Below are 19,926 nucleotides of genomic sequence, written 5' to 3'. Positions count from 1 at the left end.
AGCCTGAATATGGAAGAACCGTCATGGAAACTGGATACCTCCCCTGTAAATCTAACGTGGTTCATTGGAGCCGAATGGTACGGGAACACTTGGGGGGAGAGTCTGACTTCCAAATATGTCACCGAAAAAACAGGGGTCAATATCGATTTTGAAGCAGCAGCTGGTGAACCAAGCGAGATGTTATCACGGATGTTGACGACTGGTAGTCTGCCGGATTTGATAACCATCGGCTCCTGGGAGAGTGCGGTTAACAAACTTCGGGAGAGTAATCTCGTCTATGCTCTGGATGAGTTAGCCAATCAGTATGATCCTTACTTTTTCAAGGTAGCAGGTGATGGTGCTCTACAATGGTATCGGCAGGAAGACGGCCATACCTATGTCATTCCCAATGATGCGTACAGTCCCGAACAGATGCGTTCAACCGGCTTGACGGGAGCGAACCAAACCTTTCTCGTACGCAAAGATCTGTATGAGTCGATGGGCAAACCGGACCTTAGCACGCCGAAAGGGTTTCTAAATGCACTGCAATTACTGAAGAATCAATATTCGGTTTATAAAGGACAGCTGATCAGTCCATTCTGGGCACAGGGGAATGCATCCTATGGGATGACCGAATATTTGCAAAATCTGCTTGCGATCCCCCATGAGCAGAACGGTAAAGTATACGATCGAATGACAGATCCCGATTATATTGAGTGGCTGAAAACATTTCGTACCGCTTACGAGCAGGGCCTGATTAATGTTGATTTTTTGGTCGACTCCAGTGCACAGGTGCAGGAAAAAACCAACCATGCCCAATATTTTATGATGATCCGGGAATGGACAGACATATCGGACCTCAATGCGAAATTGGAAGTCCTCACAAACCAGAGTTCATACTATATCGCTGTAGATGGACCCCGGAACAGCAGGGGAGAATCCGCCAAACTGTTCCCCGGCAGCATGGACGGCTGGATGGTTACGATGATTAGCAGATCCACGAAAAACCCTGAACGAGCCATCCGATTTTTGACCTATCTGGCCAGCGAAGAAGGCCAACGGGATTTATTTTTGGGCAAGGAAGGTGAAACCTGGACGATGGAGAACGGCGAACCGCAGTTGACGGAGGCAATGGTCCAGTTGCATGACACGGATAAGGAGCGGTTGGAAAAGGAATATGGCATAATGGATACCTACTGGATGCTGCGAAATCCTGCTTTCGTTAACCCGTGGAGACCAGAGCATACCCCATCCATTAAGCAAATGGAGGCGTTCGCCAACCAACAGGCTGATCTGGACAGCGGCATCTATAAGGGACTAGACCCTGTAGGTGATTCTGATATAGCGTTAGCCTGGTCACGTATTTCTCAGAATTGGGAAGAAGTGCTGCCAGAACTGATTACAGCGAAGGATGAAGCAGCCTTTGACAAAATTTTCGAAAATTTTCTGATCCGTCGTGTGAACTACGGCTTTAACCAGGTGATGGAATATCGCCAGGCTGAACTGGAACTGCGGAAAGCCAAGTTAGCCAGATAACCAGTTAACCATTTCCTAATACATTATTACACTCGTAATATATGGGATAACAAAGGTGGTGAATACATTAGATGAAATACCTGATGAAGAGATTGAGGAAGCTTTATCGCAATGCCCGTATATCCCAGAAACTGTTTCTGGCATTTAGCCTGATGATTGCCATACCGGTTATTTTGATATCCTTTGTCTATATCCGCATGCAAGAAACGCAGCTATATAAGGACGCTATGGCAACGGGCAACAGCCACGTTTCATGGCTGAATGAACAATTGCGCAGAAGAATGGATATGATTGAGAACGCTTCCAATACGGCCCTCACTCAAAAGTCATTTGTGGATTTTATTCATTCCAATATGCTAGTGGATGGACTGCGCCTGGTAAAGTTTAAGCAAAACCAATTTGAGCAAATGCTCAATATTATTCAAAGCAATACGATGATCAGTGAGCTTAGCTTTTACGTCGATAACCCAAACTTGTATGAAATCTGGCCTGAAATCTATCATTATAAGAAATTTTACCCGCAGGATTATTGGGCGAAGCTTCGGGATGAAGGTGGTTCGGCTTACCGTTTATTTTCATTTAGGGATGGTGAACACACCTTATCCTACTATCGTCTGGTTCGCCTTCAAGGACAGGAACAAAAACGCCCTAGTATTATGGAAGTGCGAGTCCCGCACAGCATGTTGTTCAGCGACCTGCTCCAGGAGAGCAAGGGGGAGTTCTTTTCGGTGTTGATGAACGCAAGCGATCCTCCCCAGTATGTTTACAATCCGCAGCATGAGTTTTCTGAGAAGTACGGGCAGGGGCTGGAGGAGATTCTTGGCAGTATTCATCGCCAGCTGGATGTATTGTCGCAGGAAAGCCCACTTCAGGTTAAGGTAGGAGATCAGAGCTACTATGCATTATATCGATACATCGCTCCGTTGAACACTTATGTGGTCGATATTGCTTCTCATCAGACATTGATGAAGGGGCCGCGCAGTTGGTATGCATTTGTGGTAACGATTACCTTATGTGTATTGCTGCTGATAATGTTACTCGTATCCCAAACGACGCGGCGTATTTTCCGGCGGTTGGACAACGTACTGGTATCCATGCGTAAGGTACGGAAAGGCGAGCTGGATGCATTGATTGATACAGGCCTTGATGAGAATGAAAGAGGAGATGAAATTGATGAGGTGGCCGTGAATTACAATAAAATGTTACATGAGGTCAAACGTCTAATGACACAGGTCGTGGATAAGCAATTAATTGCGAAAAACGCACAGCTGCACTCCCTGCATTCGCAGATTAACTCCCATTTTTTATATAACGCGCTGGAATCGATCCGCATGGTGGCAGAGGTACAGAGGCAGCCTGCTATAGCCAATTCATTGGTGTCATTGGGCTCCCAGCTTCGCTACAGCATGCAGTGGCGCAGTGATACCGTTGCTTTTCGTGAGGAGCTTGCCAATATCCAGAGTTATATTGAATTTATGAACTTTATGGAAGGCGGCAGTATCGTTATGACGGCAGATCTTCCTCAGGAGATTCTTCGCTACGCCATTCCCAAGATGTGTATGCAGCCCATCGTTGAAAATGCAATACATCACGGGGCACCTTCAGGCGGCAAGGTAGCTATAGAGATTACCTTTTCTGTAGAGGATGACAATCAGCTGTTCATTAACATAAGAGATGATGGAGAGGGGTTGGAGCCTGAGATGTTACACCGTCTTCAGGCGGTACTGCGGAGCGAATCGGATACGCCGAAGGTACCTAGCAGGAGTGGACTTGGTTTGGAAAATGTAAATAAGCGGTTGCAGCTTCATTATGGCAAGAACTGCGGTCTTTGGATTGATAGTGTGCAAGGTGCATATACCTGTGTAACGATACGGTTGCCTTGGAAAAATGGTAATCTTGGAGGGTGGTAGAGCATGATGAATATCCTGATTGTGGACGATCAAAAACACATTCGTAACGGCCTGCAGGCCATGCTGAATCAATTTCCTCTGGAGCTGAACAACACATACTGTGCCGCGAGCGGGATGGAGGCGCTGAACCTATTGCGGCAGCACCAGTTTCACATCGTTATTACCGATATTAGGATGCCGGATATGGATGGGTTGGCACTCATGGCTCAAACCAAAGAGGAATACATGGATGTGGAATTCCTCATTATCAGCGGTTATAGTGATTTTACATATGCCCAGAAAGCGATCGGGCTTGGGGCAAAGGGCTATTTGCTTAAACCTTTGAAGCGAGAGGATCTGCAAAATTCCCTGGAGCAGGTATGGAAAGAGATCCAGATACGGCAGGCACTTACGCACAATATGCAGCATGTATCCCGTCTAGCCCAAGAGACAGATCGCAAAGAATTAAGAATGTTTATGCAAGGTGCGTTAAGTGATGATGCATGGATTCTTCAGATTGAGGAACAAAATGATGCATTATGGCGTTATTATCGTCTGGCGCTGCTGCGGGAGGAAGCTTGCATAAACCAGCCCGGAGCCAGCAGCTCCCATAGCATGGAAGCCATTGCTTATCGTGTGTTTGGCAGAGAAGGTTGTATATGCCTGCAGCACCGCCCATACCTGATCCTTGCGGTGGATGCATCCATAGATCCAAGTGTTTTGCCTGAAGCGCTCAAGGAAGGAAAGATCGCTGCCATAACGGCTATGACTAACCCGATTCAGGGGTTGAAAGAACTACCAGACAGCTATACCCAAGTGCTTGAGCTCTATCGCCACAGTTACCTGTTTCCTGATCAGTACAGTATCTTCCCAGCACATATTGAGCATATGGAGCAGCAGTGGCAGCTTCCTTATGAAGACTTATATGAACTTTTCCAGTCAGTTGGAACAGATAACAGTGGAACCATTACACAGGGTATTTCTGCAATATTTCACAAAAAGGTTCTGCAACGCTATCCTATTCGCTATACTCAACACCTCTGCGCCGCCACCGTTCAGATGATGGAGGAATACGAACGAGTTATCCGCCCTTATATGGGGGAAGAAAAGCTTGACCTTGAATCATTGCGTAATCTCTTTGATTATCAAGGGATGCGTGATTATATACAAGCACTGCAGCAGCAGCTGCTTCGGCTGAATCAGTTCTATTATGACTATAAGTGCAGCTATCGCCATTCGCAGGATTTGAATGAAGCCATTCGTTTTATCCACGAGAGTTACCACAAACCGCTGGACCTCGCGATGGTATCCAATCATGTATCGCTTAATTATGCTTATTTTTCAAATCTGTTTAAGAAGAATATTGGTAAAGGTTTTGCTGAATACCTACGAGATGTGCGTCTGGATAAAGCACGTCGGCTTCTCGCTGAAACCGATCATAAAATTGTTGAGGTGGCTGCCATGGTTGGCTATGAAAGCTACAAAAGCTTCACACGTGCATTCCGACTTGTGATGCAGATTCAACCCACAGAGTACCGACAGATGATGCGGCAGAAGGCAGAGCACGAAGCTCAATACGATAACGCTATACCATGAAACAGCATAATCATACGGATTATCTCCCTTATTAAACATGCGGATTGAATCCAAATCCAAAAAATTGGGATACCACAAAAACAATTGTACCTTTTCAGCAAAATAACCTATTCGATAGAATAAGGATATCCCACATGTAAGCGATTACTTAAGTGCGCATGGATTGGGAGAAGCTATTATTTCATTAAAAGGAGGGCAATGATGAAACCATCTCACTTTACGGAGAAACGGTATATGAAAAAGCTACTTGGTATGTTCCTTGTAGTTGTGATGCTGGCTAGTGTGGGCATACTCCCAGCTTCAAAGGTTCAGGCTGCGGGAACTACCGTAACCTCAATGGAGTACTTCTCACCAGCAGACGGGCCAGTCATTTCAAAATCAGGGGTTGGCAAGGCCAGCTACGGATTTGTTATGCCTAAGTTCAATGGAGGCTCCGCGACATGGAATGATGTTTACAATGATGTAGGCGTTAATGTAAAAGTGGGCAGCAACTGGGTTGATATCGACCAGGCAGGCGGTTATATCTATAACCAAAACTGGGGGCACTGGAGTGATGGTGGCTTCAATGGCTATTGGTTCACCCTCTCCGCAACAACCGAGATTCAACTGTACTCCAAGGCGAATGGTGTGAAGCTGGAGTATCAGCTTGTATTCCAAAACATTAACAAAACGACCATCACAGCGATGAATGCGACACAAGGTCCACAAATCACAGCAAGTTTCACAGGAGGTGCAGGCTTTACATATCCAACGTTCAACAATGATCCTGCGGTCACTTATGAAGCTGTTGCGGATGATTTGAAGGTATATGTCAAACCTGTTAACAGCAGCACCTGGATTGATATTGACAATAATGCAGCCAGCGGCTGGATCTACGATCACAATTTTGGCCAATTCACGGATGGCGGAGGCGGGTATTGGTTTAACGTAACGGAGTCAATCAATGTCAAATTGGAATCAAAGACTTCTTCGGCTAATCTTGTTTATACCATTACGTTTAATGAACCTACAAGAAATTCATATGTGATTACACCCTATGAAGGAACAACCTTCACCGCAGATGCAAATGGTTCCATTGGGGTTCCGCTTCCAAAAATTGATGGTGGGGCACCCATCGCCAAGGAGCTTGGCAATTTTGTATACCAGATTAACATCAATGGGCAATGGGTTGATCTGAGTAACACCAGCCAGAGCAAATTTGCATACTCCGGTAATGGGTACAACAATATGTCTGATGCCAACCAGTGGGGTTACTGGGCCGATTATATCTATGGTCTGTGGTTCCAGCCCATCCAAGAAAATATGCAGATCCGTATTGGATATCCACTGAACGGACAGGCGGGCGGAAATATCGGCAACAACTTCGTCAACTATACCTTTATCGGCAATCCAAATGCTCCGCGTCCGGATGTATCCGATCAAGAGGATATCTCCATCGGAACGCCAACTGACCCGGCAATCCCGGGCATGAACCTCATCTGGCAGGATGAGTTTAACGGAACTACGCTGGATACAAGCAAATGGAACTATGAAACAGGCTATTATCTTAATGACGATCCAGCTACATGGGGATGGGGTAATGCAGAGCTGCAGCACTACACGAACAGCACGCAAAATGTATATATTCAGGACGGAAAGCTCAATATCAAAGCCATGAACGATAGCAAATCTTTCCCACAGGATCCGAATCGGTATGCCCAGTATTCTTCTGGCAAGATTAACACCAAGGATAAACTGTCCTTGAAGTACGGCAGAGTCGATTTTCGTGCCAAGCTTCCTACAGGTGATGGTGTATGGCCAGCACTGTGGATGCTTCCACAAGACTCGGTATACGGCACTTGGGCGGCGTCAGGTGAAATTGATGTGATGGAAGCGAGAGGCCGTCTGCCAGGATCAGTAAGTGGTACCATTCACTTTGGTGGACAATGGCCCGGAAACCAGTATTCGGGCGGCGATTATCACTTCCCGGAAGGGCAAACGTTTGCCAACGATTATCATGTATACTCGGTAGTCTGGGAAGAGGACAATATCAAATGGTATGTAGACGGCAAGTTTTACTATAAAGTGACCAACGAGCAGTGGTATTCCGCAGCTGCACCGAATAATCCGAATGCACCTTTCGATGAGCCATTCTACCTCATTATGAACCTGGCAATCGGCGGAAACTTTGACGGTGGCCGTACTCCGAACGCCTCTGATATCCCGGCGACGATGCAAGTTGATTATGTACGCGTGTATAAAGAACAGTAATAAAATTGCTGTGTCCGCTATTAACAAACCGTTGATCTGCATAATGAGGATCAACGGTTTTTTGTTGTTATTTTGAATTAATGTTATTTAGGCAGGTAGTTTTCGGTTTATTTCTAGAGTCGCATCATACGGGGATGGAAAGTCTCGAGGATGTTTGGGGAATAGTAATTCATTATGAACAGGAATGGAGCGGTAGAGGAATGAAAGTATTATCCATGATTCAACCATGGGCTACTCTGCTTGTCCAGGGCGAGACTCTCTATGAAACAAGATCCTGGAAGACCCGATATCGCGGTCCGTTGGCCATTCATGCAAGCCGGAAAGTCGATAAACCGGCCTGCAAATATGAACCCGTACGTTTTTTACTTGCCAAGAATGGCTATACGGAGCAAAACCTCCCTACGGGGGTTATCCTTGCAACTTGCGAGCTTTCCAATTGTTATCAAGTCATCGACGCTAATCCTTCGTCAGCCATTCTGGATTGCGGGAAGGTTGTGACGGGTGAGGACCTAATGTTAGGTGATTACAGTCCAGGTTATTTTGCCTGGGAAATAGCGGGTTTCCGTCAACTGAAGCCCTATATTCCAGCGAAGGGGAAACTGGGACTATGGGAATATCCGATAGACGAAGAGTTGATGATATGACCTATGTAAACCAACATGAATTTCCGATCTGGACAATAATAAGTAAGGCAAGTTTTGAGTCAGGGAGGATTTCTTGGAGCTATGTTGCGAACATACTAAAAACAACCTGTTCCATTCTTAGATGTTTCATTCAGAGTAAGGGCTTGAGAGTTTTTCAAATTAACATATAGCTCGGATGATACCAAGAAAGCAGCTAATCACTTTGATTGGCTGCTATTGTTCAAGTTAACGGGCAGGATAGACATAAGATTATAATTACTTATCTTAGCAACCTTCCTCCATTTCTAAACGTCGATAACGGATGATGAGGGGGATTATTATTTTGACAAAGATGATATTTAAACTGATAAGCATTTGCTTCGTTCTAACTGGATGCTTTTCTAATCAAACCGGAAATGAGCCAGTGAATGTGAATGATCAAGTGAGACTTTTGACGGAAAACGAAAACAAGCTTACTTTGGAAAAAGTGAAAGCCGCCTTAATAACGGAGGGAATTGATATGTTTGAAGAGAAATTGAATAATGGTTGGGTATTAAATAACGTTAACGCCAGCAGGTTTTCTGTGTCTCGACTAACTGTAAAAGAAGTTTATAAAGAATACATTTCGGTTTACATTTTTAATTCAGAGACAGATCGAAAAGAAGGTCTACATGATTTCAATCATCAAAAGGAAACGTATGATATACAAATACCGAACATCTACGAATACAAAAATGTTCTTATTCTTTATTGGCATCATGAAACCGTAGACCATTCGAACAATGCGAAATTTAACAAACCAATTGAAATGGCAATTCAAAAGATTTAAGTGTCGCAAAGGTGAGCTGGATAAGTTAAATATGGAGGACTGCATCCCTAGTTCATTTCTAGTTTCTTGAGATTTTTCTTGTCAAATCCCTTTGCAATTAACCATACAGACAAACTCAACTCATATACGCCAACGGGAAGAGCAATCACTCCCTTTACTGCAGAAAGAGGTTCGATAATACCGAACATTTCTAAAAGACCCGCTACAAATACAAGTGTAGAAGTCGCAATACCAGATAGCGCTAACGTTCTAGGAACCAACCTTGTTCTGAAAAGTAAATAGCTATACAGTGCGGTATTAATACCGAGCATAAAATTAGGACCTAACATTGATGTCCATCGATGAAAAGCTTGCAGCATGTAACCGAGCTCTTTAAGATTTTCTATACTTGCTAAGCTGTTTCCTTCATAATATATACTAAGCTGAACTAAACCTAGTATACTTACCACACCAACGGAAATAAGCACAGCTTCCATGAATCGAAAGCATAGATATCCTAACGCGAGTTGTTCATTCCAACGACGAAGATAAGGGAACAGCATAACCGATGTACCAACTGCAGTTAGAACGAGTATGAGATCGTTAAGTACGCCGAGCAAGACCTTTGTTTTAAAACCATTTGCTACGGACAAGTACCATTGTTCAGATAATACCGGCTCATAAGAGATAACAGCGATAACTGAAGTGACTGCAGCCACAATATAAAAAATCCCGATTATTATTGCATTCCTTCTGTCTTGCGTCATTACCTTACCTCCTTAAATTAGTTACTGTCTAGGAATATCATTGCAGAGATACCCTGAAAAATGGATTGGAGGTTATTATGGACCATTATGCAGTCATAGAGAGCGCTCTACTCCATATTGAGAAAAATTTAGATCAGCCCTTATCATTAGATTCTGTAGCGGATACAGCCAACATGTCGAAATATTACTTTCACAGACTGTTTTCTGCCATAACAGGTTCTTCCTTAAACAATTACATACTTTCCAGAAGATTGAACGCTTCACTACAATTCATACAATCCGATCAATTATCCCTTACAGATATTTCGTACCTGCTTAACTTTGGAGCCCAATCATCATTTACTCGAGCTTTTAAACGCCAATATGGAATAACCCCGAGCGCTCTAAGAGTACAGAATATGAAAATCCCACAAACACCAATGCCTTCAGTGGTCAAAAGACCTGTAAAGAACATCAATGGTGATATTGTCACGGACTTCACCCTAACAGACTTTGAATCCATACGGGTTACCGGAATAGCTTTTGAAGTTGATCTGGCTGACGATGATTATAAGTCAAAAATTCGCTCTCATTCCGACAAATTATTGCAGTCAATTGATGAAACAGTAAGTGGCCCATGTTATATCATCTATTCAAATTGCCTGCCTAATTCAACCCGTTTTAGAGTCCTGTTTGGAATCCCATATGACATTCAGATCAATAAAGATTCTTACTTTACTATTGACGTACCACAACTCTTCTGTGCCAAATTCAAGTATTTCGGTGATCTCCTTGAAATTGGAGATATCCTTAAAACTGATTATGCAAGATTTTTGAAAATTTCCAGACAGGAAACAGAGGACTCACATATTGAGCTCATTCAAGCTTTTGATGATATTCACAATTTCCAATCTGCCTTCCACATTTATGCACCTATCAAAAAACTGCCGATTGATTCAGCATATTAACTACCATAATGGACTTCATGCCCTCCGTTCTTTTTGAATTATGTTGAATGATCTCAAGATAACACAGAGGTTAAAAATGCACTTTTCAAATCTTGCTGTAACTAAATAGGGCCTATTCGGATGTATAATTGTCGCTGCTATGCTTTTTCTTCACTTGTAATAACCCGAGCGGGAATCCGCATCTAACTTCAAGAGCTAAACAGACCATGGCGAAGGAGCAGATATTATGGCCAGGAACGTCATCAAAGACCAGCAGCAGAGGGAACTGCGCCGCAATCAGATATTGTCGGCAGCGGCTTCCGTATTTACCGTGCGCGGCGTAGCCGTAGCGAAAATATCCGATATTGCGACCGAAGCGGGATTAAGCTACGGTCATGTTTATAATTTTTTTGAATCCAAGGAGAAGATCCTATTGGCGCTTGTACAGTCTTCACAGGAGAGATATACCGAGCTGCTGCTCGAAGCCCGCGGCGGCAGCGGAACAGCATTGGACAAACTTAGCTGGCTCATCGAACAATACATACAGAAGGGCAGTACGTCCACGAATTTCTGGATCGTACTGCAGGCGCAGGCGACCGAAGTGTTAAATCCGGAGGATAAAGCGGAGATCAATCAGAAAGCACAGGCTAACCGTGACCTGCTCGCTGACATTATACGTGACGGGCAGGCGGAGGGTACAATCGTGGAAGGAGATGCGGTTGAACTAGCTACGTTGCTGCTGTCGCTGTTTCAAAGCACATCGATATGGGGTTACCGCGGCTTCGGCGAGCCTTCCGATCATGCCGCCGATATTATGCTGAGGCTTGTTGTAAGAAAGTAAACCAACCGGGTTGGGATAATCCAAAAAATGGTTGACAGCAAAATAATCAGCTGGTATTATCACAGTTATAAAATGACAAATTGATCAATATGTCAATTTGTCGAACAAAAAGAATGAAGAATCGACTGGACGACCAGAGATTCGATTTCCTAACCTTTTACCTGATCACAGGGGAGGATAGGCAATCGAATCTTTCTTTTATTCTCTAAATCCGATCAAGCATATAGGTAAAGTTTAGTTGAAGAAAAGGGAGCACATGAAAAGAAACAAGTTTCGGGCTTTCACGCTGACAGACGTATCAGTTATAGCGCGGGTAACGGTGGTGGCTCATTAAGAATAAGATTAGCTTCCAGGGTCATGTCCAGATGAGTTTTCTTGAGAAGCTGTCCCAATAAATCAATTGATCTAAAAAGGAGCGATTAACCATGACTCAATTAACCGTAGACACATCCCGACAAATTGATCTTTTAGCGAAACGCACGATACAAGGAGGGCCGCGTTTCCTGCAGCGTTTGGCTGAAGGATTGGAAGACCGTCCTTACACGTTATTCACGCTCAAGCCTTTTGGTCCTGTTATTGGCGCCGAGATTGAAGGCGTTGACTTAAGGGAGCATGTGTCGCCAGAGGTTAAGGCTGAGCTGCACCGTGCATTGCTGGAATGGAAGGTTCTTTTCTTCCGCAACCAGGACATTACTAGCCAGCAGCAGCTGAATTTTGCGAGACAATGGGGAGAACTTGAGAATCATCCGTTCCTGCCAAAAGGTGCGGCAGCGGAGATTACCCGTTTTGAGAAAGATGCGAATATGAAGGGGCAGGAGAACAACTGGCATGCAGATGTCACCTGGCGTCTTGAGCCTTCCATGGGTGCCGTTCTTCGATTGTCCGAGGTGCCGCCGCAAGGCGGGGATACGCTGTGGGCGGATATGGGCGCTGCTTATGACAACCTTCCAGATGAGGTGAAGGAGCGCATTGACGGGCTGAAGGCCATTCACGATTTCACGCCAACCTTCGGGCGGTCAATGCCGGCTGAGCTGCTGGCACAGAAGCAGGCGGAATTCCCTGCAGCCGAGCATCCGGTTGTTCGCACGCATCCGGAGACGGGGCGAAAAACCCTGTTTGTTAATCGGGTATTTACGACTCGAATTGTCGGTCTGGATGAGGAGGAAGGAGAGGAGCTGCTCCAGTACCTGTTCCGTCAGGCAGAAATTCCGGAATACCAAGTGCGCTTCCATTGGGAGAAAAATTCAATTGCGCTCTGGGATAACCGTTCAACCCAGCATTACGCTTCTTCCGATTATTATCCAAACCGTCGCGTAGCGGAGCGGATTTCCATTATTGGTGACCGTCCTTATTAATTATATATTTAGACAGGAACGTCAGTTTCTCGAGGTCCGCAAAGCGATTCTTAGCTCCATTCCCGTAATTCAGCAGTTCCGGTTATGAGTGTTGAGAGATGGAAGTAGAAGCATTCCTCGGAATCGATGATTCGGAAGTGTTAAGAAGTATATTAAACGGGAGGGTGTTCCTTTGGAGCTGGCTCAGGCCGCTGGGGACACCCTCTTTTTGCTTGCAATTAAGAAGCAGGTTCAAAGGTAAACGAAGTATTATTCATGACAAGCACTGAAAGCATACGAAGTCGCCATATGGGCGGCTTTTTTCTTCATCTTGCATTAATCCGCTGGTTTATAAGATCCAGCACGATCTATCATTACCTTCCAATCCTCTGCTTCATAAATCATTCGTTCCTCATTCTCCGGTACACCAAGCTGGACCTCAAGAATTACCATCCTGGTTTCGGCCAGGATAGAAAAGAGGCTATTCAAGGTAATCGCAAACTGATTGCCTGGGGTTACCTGCCTGATCTGCCCGTTAATAAGCACCTGCCCACTGCCTGAAATTACAGTCCATGCTCGGCACCCTAATCGATGCAGGCGTAATCCGATATGTTTGCCAGGCAAAAGCGTCATATTCAATGTGGTTACGATTGTATTTTCGTCTTCGACCGATCTCTCCATGACGCGATAACTGCCCCAAGTTGCCTCAACGTACATCGGTTGCAGTGGAATACTGCCCAATTGCTCTTTAATTTCATTTGAATCTTTTTTGTTGGCTATGAGAATTCCGTCCGGACTTGCGACAGTGATAATACCAGGGACTCCGATGACGTGGATTGGGTAGGGGAGTTCGTTAACGATGTAGGAATCCGGGGAGGATTCGGAAATTCTGCCGTGTCCCAATACATTGGAATCCAACTGATCACATAGAGCATCCCAGCTCCCGACATCCTGCCATACACCCTCATATGGCAGTACAACAGCCCGTTGCGTTGGTTCAGCAACTTGTTTGTCAAAACTGCGTTCAGGCAACTGTTCATACAGGGTTAACAATTGCTCGTAATGAACCGGAAGGCCATTTTTTTCAATGTGGGACAACATAAACGCAAGAGAGAAGGCATACACCCCGCAATTCCACAATGCGCCATGCTGCAGCAGGGTTTCAGCGACATGCAATTCAGGTTTCTCTATAAATTTTGTAACCGGTGCATAACCATTAGGTTCTTTTCTTCCTGGCAGGATGTATCCATATTGTTCTGAGGCATATGTGGGCCTTGTCCCAATTAAAACGATATCGGCCTGAGTCTGTTTCAATATATCGGGAAGTAATTTGAAGCTCATGAAAAAGTCCTCATCTGCGAACACATCCGCTGGCGCGATACAAATCATATCGTCAGGTTTAGCCTCTCCGGAGGATTTCAGATACAAGGTCGCCAAGGCAGCTGCAGTAAAAGTCCCACGCTTAAAAGGTTCTCCAATGACGGGTATCTTGCCTTTGGTATGACGGGTGGTAATGTCAGTCTGGTCCTGATGGGAAATGATGAGCGTTGAGTCCAGTAGGCCTGAGCTGTCAAGCTGGCGGCATACTCTGCTGATCATGGATTCTCTTCCACCTGCAGGTGACGGAAGTATATCCACGAACAGCTTGGAGCGAAGCTCATTGGACAGCGGCCAAAGCCTTTTGCCTGCGCCGCCACATAGCAGTACGATATGCATTGCCTTCCTCCTTAAGCTCGGGGAGTTTTGCTATAGATTTTACGTTTGTGAAAGGAAAGAGATCGGTATTTAAGCGCAAAATTTCGAAATTGTTGTTCTTTTAACGAAGAAGCGTTCATGTTCAGACTTTTATTCATGGAACTCTTTAGGATCATGCTGGCCGGGTTTTTCGAATACATAAAATTGGCATAGGTTTCATATTCAGAGAATCCAAACTGCTTCTTCTTATTGATCGTTGAGATAATCGCTTTGTACCATGGCAGTTTATGAATCGTTTCAATTTTCTTTTTCAAAGCAGAGAGTTTCGATTTTTCGAACAGCATATAATGGGTGACAAAAGAGCGTGGGCGAGGCGCTTTCATGTTTAACAGCTTGCGATAGGTGTTGAAATATTCTGGCTGACTCCAGTCGCGACAGTAAAATACCGTCCTATTTTCAACAATAAATGAATGAGGTTTGATGAGCACCGTATCCGCATCCATCACCAGAAAGTGCTTCGCACTCACAATGTGATCCCCGTTCATTTTAAGCAGTTGTTGATATAACCAGCCTGAGCGATCCCAGCGGGATGATTGATAATTTATATCGTTTTTGGTGATAGGCAGGACTGATCGCTCGTTAACAAAAATGCAGTTTTTGCGGGAACAAAGGTTTCTGATTTTGTTGCTGGTCGGGGAAACAATATAAATCTGCCCAATCGGGTGTCGCACATAACGGCGAATACTATCGATAACTTGAGGGAGGGTGCTCAAATCTTTTTCGATCGCAGGTATTAGAACATCGATCATAGGCGCACGATTTATTCCATGCTGAACTGGCATCTTCTCAACTCCTTGGACAATTGGTTTCATCTTGTTCATGATATGTGTGCAAAAATGGTTTGGTCAGGGCATGTGCGAATACACCATTTTTACGAACAAGGGCAATTGTTTAGGGTTGTTTTATCGGTACTACATATAATGCATGATCTTGATGATACAGTAGGGCTTGATTCAGTTGTTGAAGGAAGAATTGATATATGGGGGTTGATAAATTGAAGCCGTTAAGCAGCAAATGGTTGAAAACAAAAGTGATCCTCAATAATGGTTCTATCAAACCATTCATACCTGATACGCAGCGATATAACAAAGCCAACCTGTGGTCCATGATCAGCAGATACGGTATGGTTTATATTAAACCCGAGATTGGCACTTACGGAATGGGTGTCATAAAGGCGGAAATGTTGAGTCCTCAGAACTTTGCCTATCAGATTGAACAAAAACGACTGTCGTTTGATAACTTTGACTCGTTCCATGCAAGTCTTGTACGTTTGATGCATAAAAGAAGCTATCTCATTCAGAGAGGAATTGACCTTCTGAAGCATAACAAGCGGCGTTTTGATATCAGAGTCATGATACAGTTAAGTCCCAATAATCAGTGGGAGGCTACGGGAATCATCGGTCGGCTCGGTCATCCCAAAAAAATCGTGACCAATTATCACAGTGGTGGTAAACCAATGGATGTTCACACATTGCTGGAATCTCATGCATCTCTGAAACGCAGAAATGAACTCATCCAGGAGATGAATGAGCTTGGATTACGTATTGCAAGCCACATGAAGAAAAAATACCCCTATCTTAAGCAGATCGGCGTTGATATTGGGCTGGACCGGAAAATGAAGCCTTGGATTATTGAAGTGAACGCCAAACCGGACCCTTATATTTTCAACCAATTAAAGGACAAGACAATGTATAGAAGAGTCATAAAATATTACCGCCATGCTGCTAAAAAAACAAAATAACGTTCTTCTATCCCGAAAATTACGCTTAGCAGAAAACCAGAAATGTCAGCATGGAAGTAAGCCCAGCTGTAAGGGTTTTAAAAAACTGTGCTTCTCAGAACCGTATAAAACATTATAAATGTGCGGCAAGTCACTGAGGGTTTGAGAGCACGTCAATCGCGTTGATACTCAGGCGGAATACCCCAGGTACATGATTGAAAATGTATATCATTCGATTAATCTTGTTCAGAGACCGTTGTGAGCCTCGGACTACACTTACCAACCCGAACATAGTTCAATCGGCATTCACTTGCCGTTGCATCTGTACCTGTACGCCAAAGTGTATGTTACTCATCAATATGATCAGGTAGACTGGGGATTCCGCGAAAGGGTTGCCTTAATGCTTTAAAGTTAAGAGAGAAAAAATGGGTCGCGACCGGAGTTGAGATTAAGCCTTGATATTAAATGAAATTAAACATAACTATCAGTAATAAAGTCACATTTATCGTTATGTGTTATTAGCATGTCAACTATATTTACAAATTATTAATTAATTTTAAATTTTAAGCTTGCAAAGTGCTTATTCCTTGCTATAATTATGAACAAATCAGAATAAATATAACTAAAGCATCACTTTTATGTGATATTAAGTTACATAAAATCTCGTTTCAAATTTTTTTCTTTATAAAAAAGAACGATGTTCTGCAAATGAGAACAATAGAATGTAAAGAGGTGGTTACTGATGAAAGCAGAATCTAAGCCAAAAACGAAGCCCAAGCTCGAAACAGCGAACCGTATGCTGCTGCTGCTCGAATGTTTTACTGATGCCAAGCCGGAATGGGGAGTAACAGAACTGAGCGAGGAACTGGACTGTTATAAAAGTGTGATTCACCGCATGCTCTCTACTTTGGAGGAACGTGGATATGTTACCCAGAATTCTGTGAACAAAAAATACTCCCTCGGTTTGAAGCTGTTCGAACTGGGAATGGTGGTAGCCCGCGGTATGAACCTTCCTGCCCTGGCCAAGCCGGAGCTGAAAACGCTGGCCGAACAGACGGGAGAAACCGTGCTGTTGACGGTAGTGGACGGACACTCAGGCGTATGTATAGAGAAATTCGAGAGTCACGAATCGATCAAGTCAACCTCCCAGCTTGGAAAGAGAGTTCCGCTCTATGGCGGAGCCCCGACCAAGCTGCTTATGGCCTTTTTACCAGAGTCGGAGCAGGAGGAGATCATTGCCGCCGGCCTTCATGCATTTTCTCCTTTCACGGAGACCGACCCGGATACCCTTCGTGAAGCCCTCGCTCAAATCCGTAAGCAGGACTACAGCTGGACTTTTCAGGAAGTGGATATGGGCTCGGTAGGCATCGCTTTTCCTGTAAGAAATCATGAGAACCAGGTTGTTGCCTCGATATCCGTGCTTGGCCCCCAGTTCCGGATGGAGGACAAGATGAAGAAATGTCATGAATTTTGCAGAAAGGCTGCCCAGACACTTTCGTTGAAGTTAGGCTCCAAGTGGGTTTATGAGGCCCAAATCACGGAAAATTAGAACTGCTCCCGGAGGATACAGGGGCTGCAGCAGGAAGGAGAACATATGGATAAGGCAAACCGTTTTCTGATGATTTTTGGACGAGGCCGGGAACAGGAGAAGAAGGATAGAGGGATGAGGAAAGGCGGACTGCTGGACAGGCTGGATCGTCTGAGTGACACTTCGACAGCCTATCTGTATTTAATGCCTACGTTAACACTTATTTTGTTAACAGTATTTGTGCCGATGCTTTACGCACTGTTCATCTCCTTCAGCAAGGTAGCTTTTACGCAAGGCAATATGACCTATGATTTTGTCGGACTGAGTAATTACATGCAGCTTCTTTCCGACGCCCGTTTTCTGAATGTACTATCCAACACAGTGTTCTTCACTGTCACCAAGGTCGTAGCCACTCTGGCCATCGCCTTCGGCATCTCACTGACGATATATTTCGGGTTATGGGGGGCAGGTTTTTTCAAAAGGATCTTCCTGATTCCCTGGGCACTGTCCAATGTTGTCAATTCCCTGATGTGGCAATGGATGTATAGCGGAGACTACGGCATCTTTAACGAGGTACTGCTGAAGCTTGGCTTTATTGATGAATATCAAATGTGGCTGGTCAACGAACATACAGCCATGTCGGCAGTTTTGTTCGCGGATATATGGAAAAGTGTCCCCTATGTCGCCTTGCTGCTGCTGGCAGCCATGCAATCCATTCCCAGAGAGCTGCACGAAGCGTCCAAAGTGGATGGCGGCGGCCCAATAACCGCTTTCTATCATATCATTCTGCCTCATATCAAACCTGTCATCATGGTACTGCTCGTCATTGAGACGATGTGGACCTTACGGGTATTCGACCTGATCTGGCTGCTTACCAAAGGCGGGCCTCAGGACAGCACTATGACCCTTAACGTTTTCGCTTATGAACAGGCATTCCGCAACTTCGATCTAGGCTATGGAGCCGCAATCAGCTACTGCATTACGATTTTGACTCTGATATTCACCTTTTTCTATATGAAAACACTGAAAGTAGAGAATTAATCAAGAATTCATGGATACGAGAGGAGATTGCAGGATGAAAAAGGAATGGTGGAAACTGAAGAAATCCCTGGCAATTGCAGGATTGGCATTGGTAACAGTGGTCTCGGGCTGCAGCGGATCAAATGCTGGAGAGAACGGCGAAGCAGGCGCAGCGGCTGACGGTGACAAAGGAGAGATTACCGTTTTGTACGTCGGAGACCAGTTCTGGCAGGATCAGGCTAAGGAATTTGAGCAGGTCTCTGGCATTAAAGTCAATTATGAAGTGGTTAACTTTACCGAGCAGCATGACAAGTTGGCCACCGCCTTCGCGGGCGGAAGCACAGAATATGACATTGTACATGTCCGTGATGATTTTGTAGCTGAATTTGCTCCGAAAGGCTTTCTTACGCCACTGGATGATCTCATTACAGAAGATATGAAAGCTAACATTTCCGATAACTATTTCACTCCAATGATGAATGACGGACAAATCTATGGATTTCCCCGCTACTTGTGGCCGTGGCAGTTCTACTACAACAAGGAGCTGTTTGCTGAGGCAGGCATAGAGAATCCTCCGTCAACCTGGGCCGAATTTACCGCTGTTGCCGAGAAGCTGAAGGCCAAGGGAATCACACCGTATGCCGAACCTTGGGGCGAAACCTTCTCCTATACACCGTTTATTGTTCATCTGCGATCTGAGGGCGGGGAATTCTGGGATGAGGAACAGGATATTCCGACCTTTAACAGTCCGGAGGGGGTGCGGGCACTTCAGTTCATGGCGGATATGAATTTGAAAAGCAAGATCATCAGTCCGCAATCAGTGCAGTATGACAGCACAGCACCATTAGCCGATGCTTTTGCACAAGGGACAATTGCCATGATGATGAATGCCCCGCATACCTATCCTTTGGCCAACAATCCGGAAACCTCCAAGATTACAGGACAGGTTGGGGTAGCCCTGGTACCTGGAGCGGAGCTTAAGACTGCCTCCTATGCCGAGACAGGCGGCCTTGCGATTCCGGCAAGCTCGAAGAATAAGGAGCAGGCGATGGAATACATCAAATTCGTAACTTCTACGGAACAGGAAAAAGCGATGGCAATCGGCATAGGCCGGATTCCTGCGGATAATGTTGCGCTCCAGGATACTGAGGTGCAGGAAGCTAATCCTCATTTTGCATCTGTAGCGGAGCAAATGGAGTACCCTTACGGAATGTTCAAGCATGAAAAGGCCGCTGCGATTTCCACTGAAGTGTCCAGACATATTTCGGCTGCCGTTGCCGGCCGGGAAACTCCTGAAGAAGCACTGAAAGCTGCCGAAGCTAACGTGCTGAAGATGATCGGGAAGTAACGGACT

The 19,926-nt window shown here is 44.9% G+C and carries 16 protein-coding genes; 13 read left to right on the top strand and 3 right to left on the bottom strand.

Annotation, left to right across the window (positions count from 1 at the left end; all coding sequences use genetic code 11):
- The first annotated feature begins 9 nt into the window (after nt 1–9).
- The 6 genes from GUA98_RS07055 to GUA98_RS07030 all read left to right on the top strand — a co-directional run bounded on the left by GUA98_RS07055 (nt 10) and on the right by GUA98_RS07030 (nt 8,702).
- Nucleotides 10–1,515 (top strand): extracellular solute-binding protein, encoded by a 1,506-nt coding sequence (locus GUA98_RS07055; RefSeq protein WP_227779463.1) that lies wholly within the window; start codon nt 10–12, stop codon nt 1,513–1,515.
- An 83-nt stretch (nt 1,516–1,598) separates the two neighbouring features.
- Nucleotides 1,599–3,425 carry a sensor histidine kinase gene (locus GUA98_RS07050; protein ID WP_227779462.1) on the top strand — a complete coding sequence of 609 codons (1,827 nt, stop codon included), beginning with the start codon at nt 1,599–1,601 and terminating at the stop codon, nt 3,423–3,425.
- A gap of 6 nt (nt 3,426–3,431) precedes the next feature.
- A complete protein-coding gene (locus GUA98_RS07045; protein WP_227779461.1) occupies nt 3,432–5,000 on the top strand; it encodes a response regulator in 1,569 nt (522 codons plus the stop codon).
- A gap of 201 nt (nt 5,001–5,201) precedes the next feature.
- Nucleotides 5,202–7,250 (top strand): family 16 glycosylhydrolase, encoded by a 2,049-nt coding sequence (locus GUA98_RS07040; RefSeq protein WP_227779460.1) that lies wholly within the window; start codon nt 5,202–5,204, stop codon nt 7,248–7,250.
- A 200-nt stretch (nt 7,251–7,450) separates the two neighbouring features.
- Nucleotides 7,451–7,894, top strand: a complete 444-nt coding sequence (locus GUA98_RS07035; protein ID WP_193722528.1) for an ASCH domain-containing protein — start codon at nt 7,451–7,453, stop codon at nt 7,892–7,894.
- 322 nt (nt 7,895–8,216) lie between these two features.
- Nucleotides 8,217–8,702, top strand: a complete 486-nt coding sequence (locus GUA98_RS07030; RefSeq protein WP_193722527.1) for a hypothetical protein — start codon at nt 8,217–8,219, stop codon at nt 8,700–8,702.
- Nucleotides 8,703–8,749: 47 nt separating this feature from the next.
- Here the strand turns inward: GUA98_RS07030 and GUA98_RS07025 are convergent, their stop codons facing one another.
- Nucleotides 8,750–9,448 carry a DUF4386 domain-containing protein gene (locus tag GUA98_RS07025; RefSeq protein ID WP_193722526.1) on the bottom strand — a complete coding sequence of 233 codons (699 nt, stop codon included), beginning with the start codon at nt 9,446–9,448 and terminating at the stop codon, nt 8,750–8,752.
- Between the two features lie 77 nt (nt 9,449–9,525).
- Between GUA98_RS07025 and GUA98_RS07020 the strand changes: the two genes are divergently transcribed.
- From GUA98_RS07020 to GUA98_RS07010, 3 genes are all read left to right on the top strand, one after another.
- Entirely contained in the window at nt 9,526–10,395 is an 870-nt protein-coding gene (locus GUA98_RS07020) for an AraC family transcriptional regulator (RefSeq protein ID WP_193722525.1), read from the top strand.
- A 226-nt stretch (nt 10,396–10,621) separates the two neighbouring features.
- Nucleotides 10,622–11,215, top strand: a complete 594-nt coding sequence (locus tag GUA98_RS07015; RefSeq protein WP_193722524.1) for a TetR/AcrR family transcriptional regulator — start codon at nt 10,622–10,624, stop codon at nt 11,213–11,215.
- A 425-nt stretch (nt 11,216–11,640) separates the two neighbouring features.
- Complete coding sequence (locus GUA98_RS07010) at nt 11,641–12,570, top strand: TauD/TfdA dioxygenase family protein (protein WP_193722523.1); 930 nt, start codon at nt 11,641–11,643, stop codon at nt 12,568–12,570.
- A 315-nt stretch (nt 12,571–12,885) separates the two neighbouring features.
- Here the strand turns inward: GUA98_RS07010 and GUA98_RS07005 are convergent, their stop codons facing one another.
- On the bottom strand, nt 12,886–14,265 hold the full coding sequence (locus GUA98_RS07005; protein WP_193722522.1) for a sugar phosphate nucleotidyltransferase: 1,380 nt from the start codon (nt 14,263–14,265) through the stop codon (nt 12,886–12,888).
- Nucleotides 14,266–14,276: 11 nt separating this feature from the next.
- Nucleotides 14,277–15,086 (bottom strand): DUF6492 family protein, encoded by an 810-nt coding sequence (locus GUA98_RS07000; protein ID WP_153978626.1) that lies wholly within the window; start codon nt 15,084–15,086, stop codon nt 14,277–14,279.
- 197 nt (nt 15,087–15,283) lie between these two features.
- Between GUA98_RS07000 and GUA98_RS06995 the strand changes: the two genes are divergently transcribed.
- The 4 genes from GUA98_RS06995 (at nt 15,284) to GUA98_RS06980 (ending at nt 19,920) form a co-directional block, all read left to right on the top strand.
- The gene (locus tag GUA98_RS06995; protein ID WP_193722521.1) at nt 15,284–16,045 is read left to right on the top strand and encodes a YheC/YheD family protein; all 762 of its coding nucleotides are present in this window, start codon (nt 15,284–15,286) and stop codon (nt 16,043–16,045) included.
- A gap of 721 nt (nt 16,046–16,766) precedes the next feature.
- Nucleotides 16,767–17,573, top strand: a complete 807-nt coding sequence (locus tag GUA98_RS06990) for an IclR family transcriptional regulator (protein ID WP_153978624.1) — start codon at nt 16,767–16,769, stop codon at nt 17,571–17,573.
- 45 nt (nt 17,574–17,618) lie between these two features.
- Nucleotides 17,619–18,593: a carbohydrate ABC transporter permease gene (locus GUA98_RS06985; RefSeq protein WP_153978623.1), complete on the top strand. Its 975-nt coding sequence runs from the start codon at nt 17,619–17,621 to the stop codon at nt 18,591–18,593.
- A gap of 34 nt (nt 18,594–18,627) precedes the next feature.
- The gene (locus GUA98_RS06980) at nt 18,628–19,920 is read left to right on the top strand and encodes an ABC transporter substrate-binding protein (RefSeq protein WP_162009941.1); all 1,293 of its coding nucleotides are present in this window, start codon (nt 18,628–18,630) and stop codon (nt 19,918–19,920) included.
- The last annotated feature ends 6 nt before the right edge of the window (nt 19,921–19,926 follow it).

The organism is Paenibacillus sp. P13VS, from assembly GCF_015143645.1.
Taxonomy (GTDB): domain Bacteria; phylum Bacillota; class Bacilli; order Paenibacillales; family Paenibacillaceae; genus Paenibacillus; species Paenibacillus xylanilyticus_A.
Note: the sequence above shows the minus strand (reverse complement) of the source record. Positions and strands in the feature narration are given on the sequence as shown.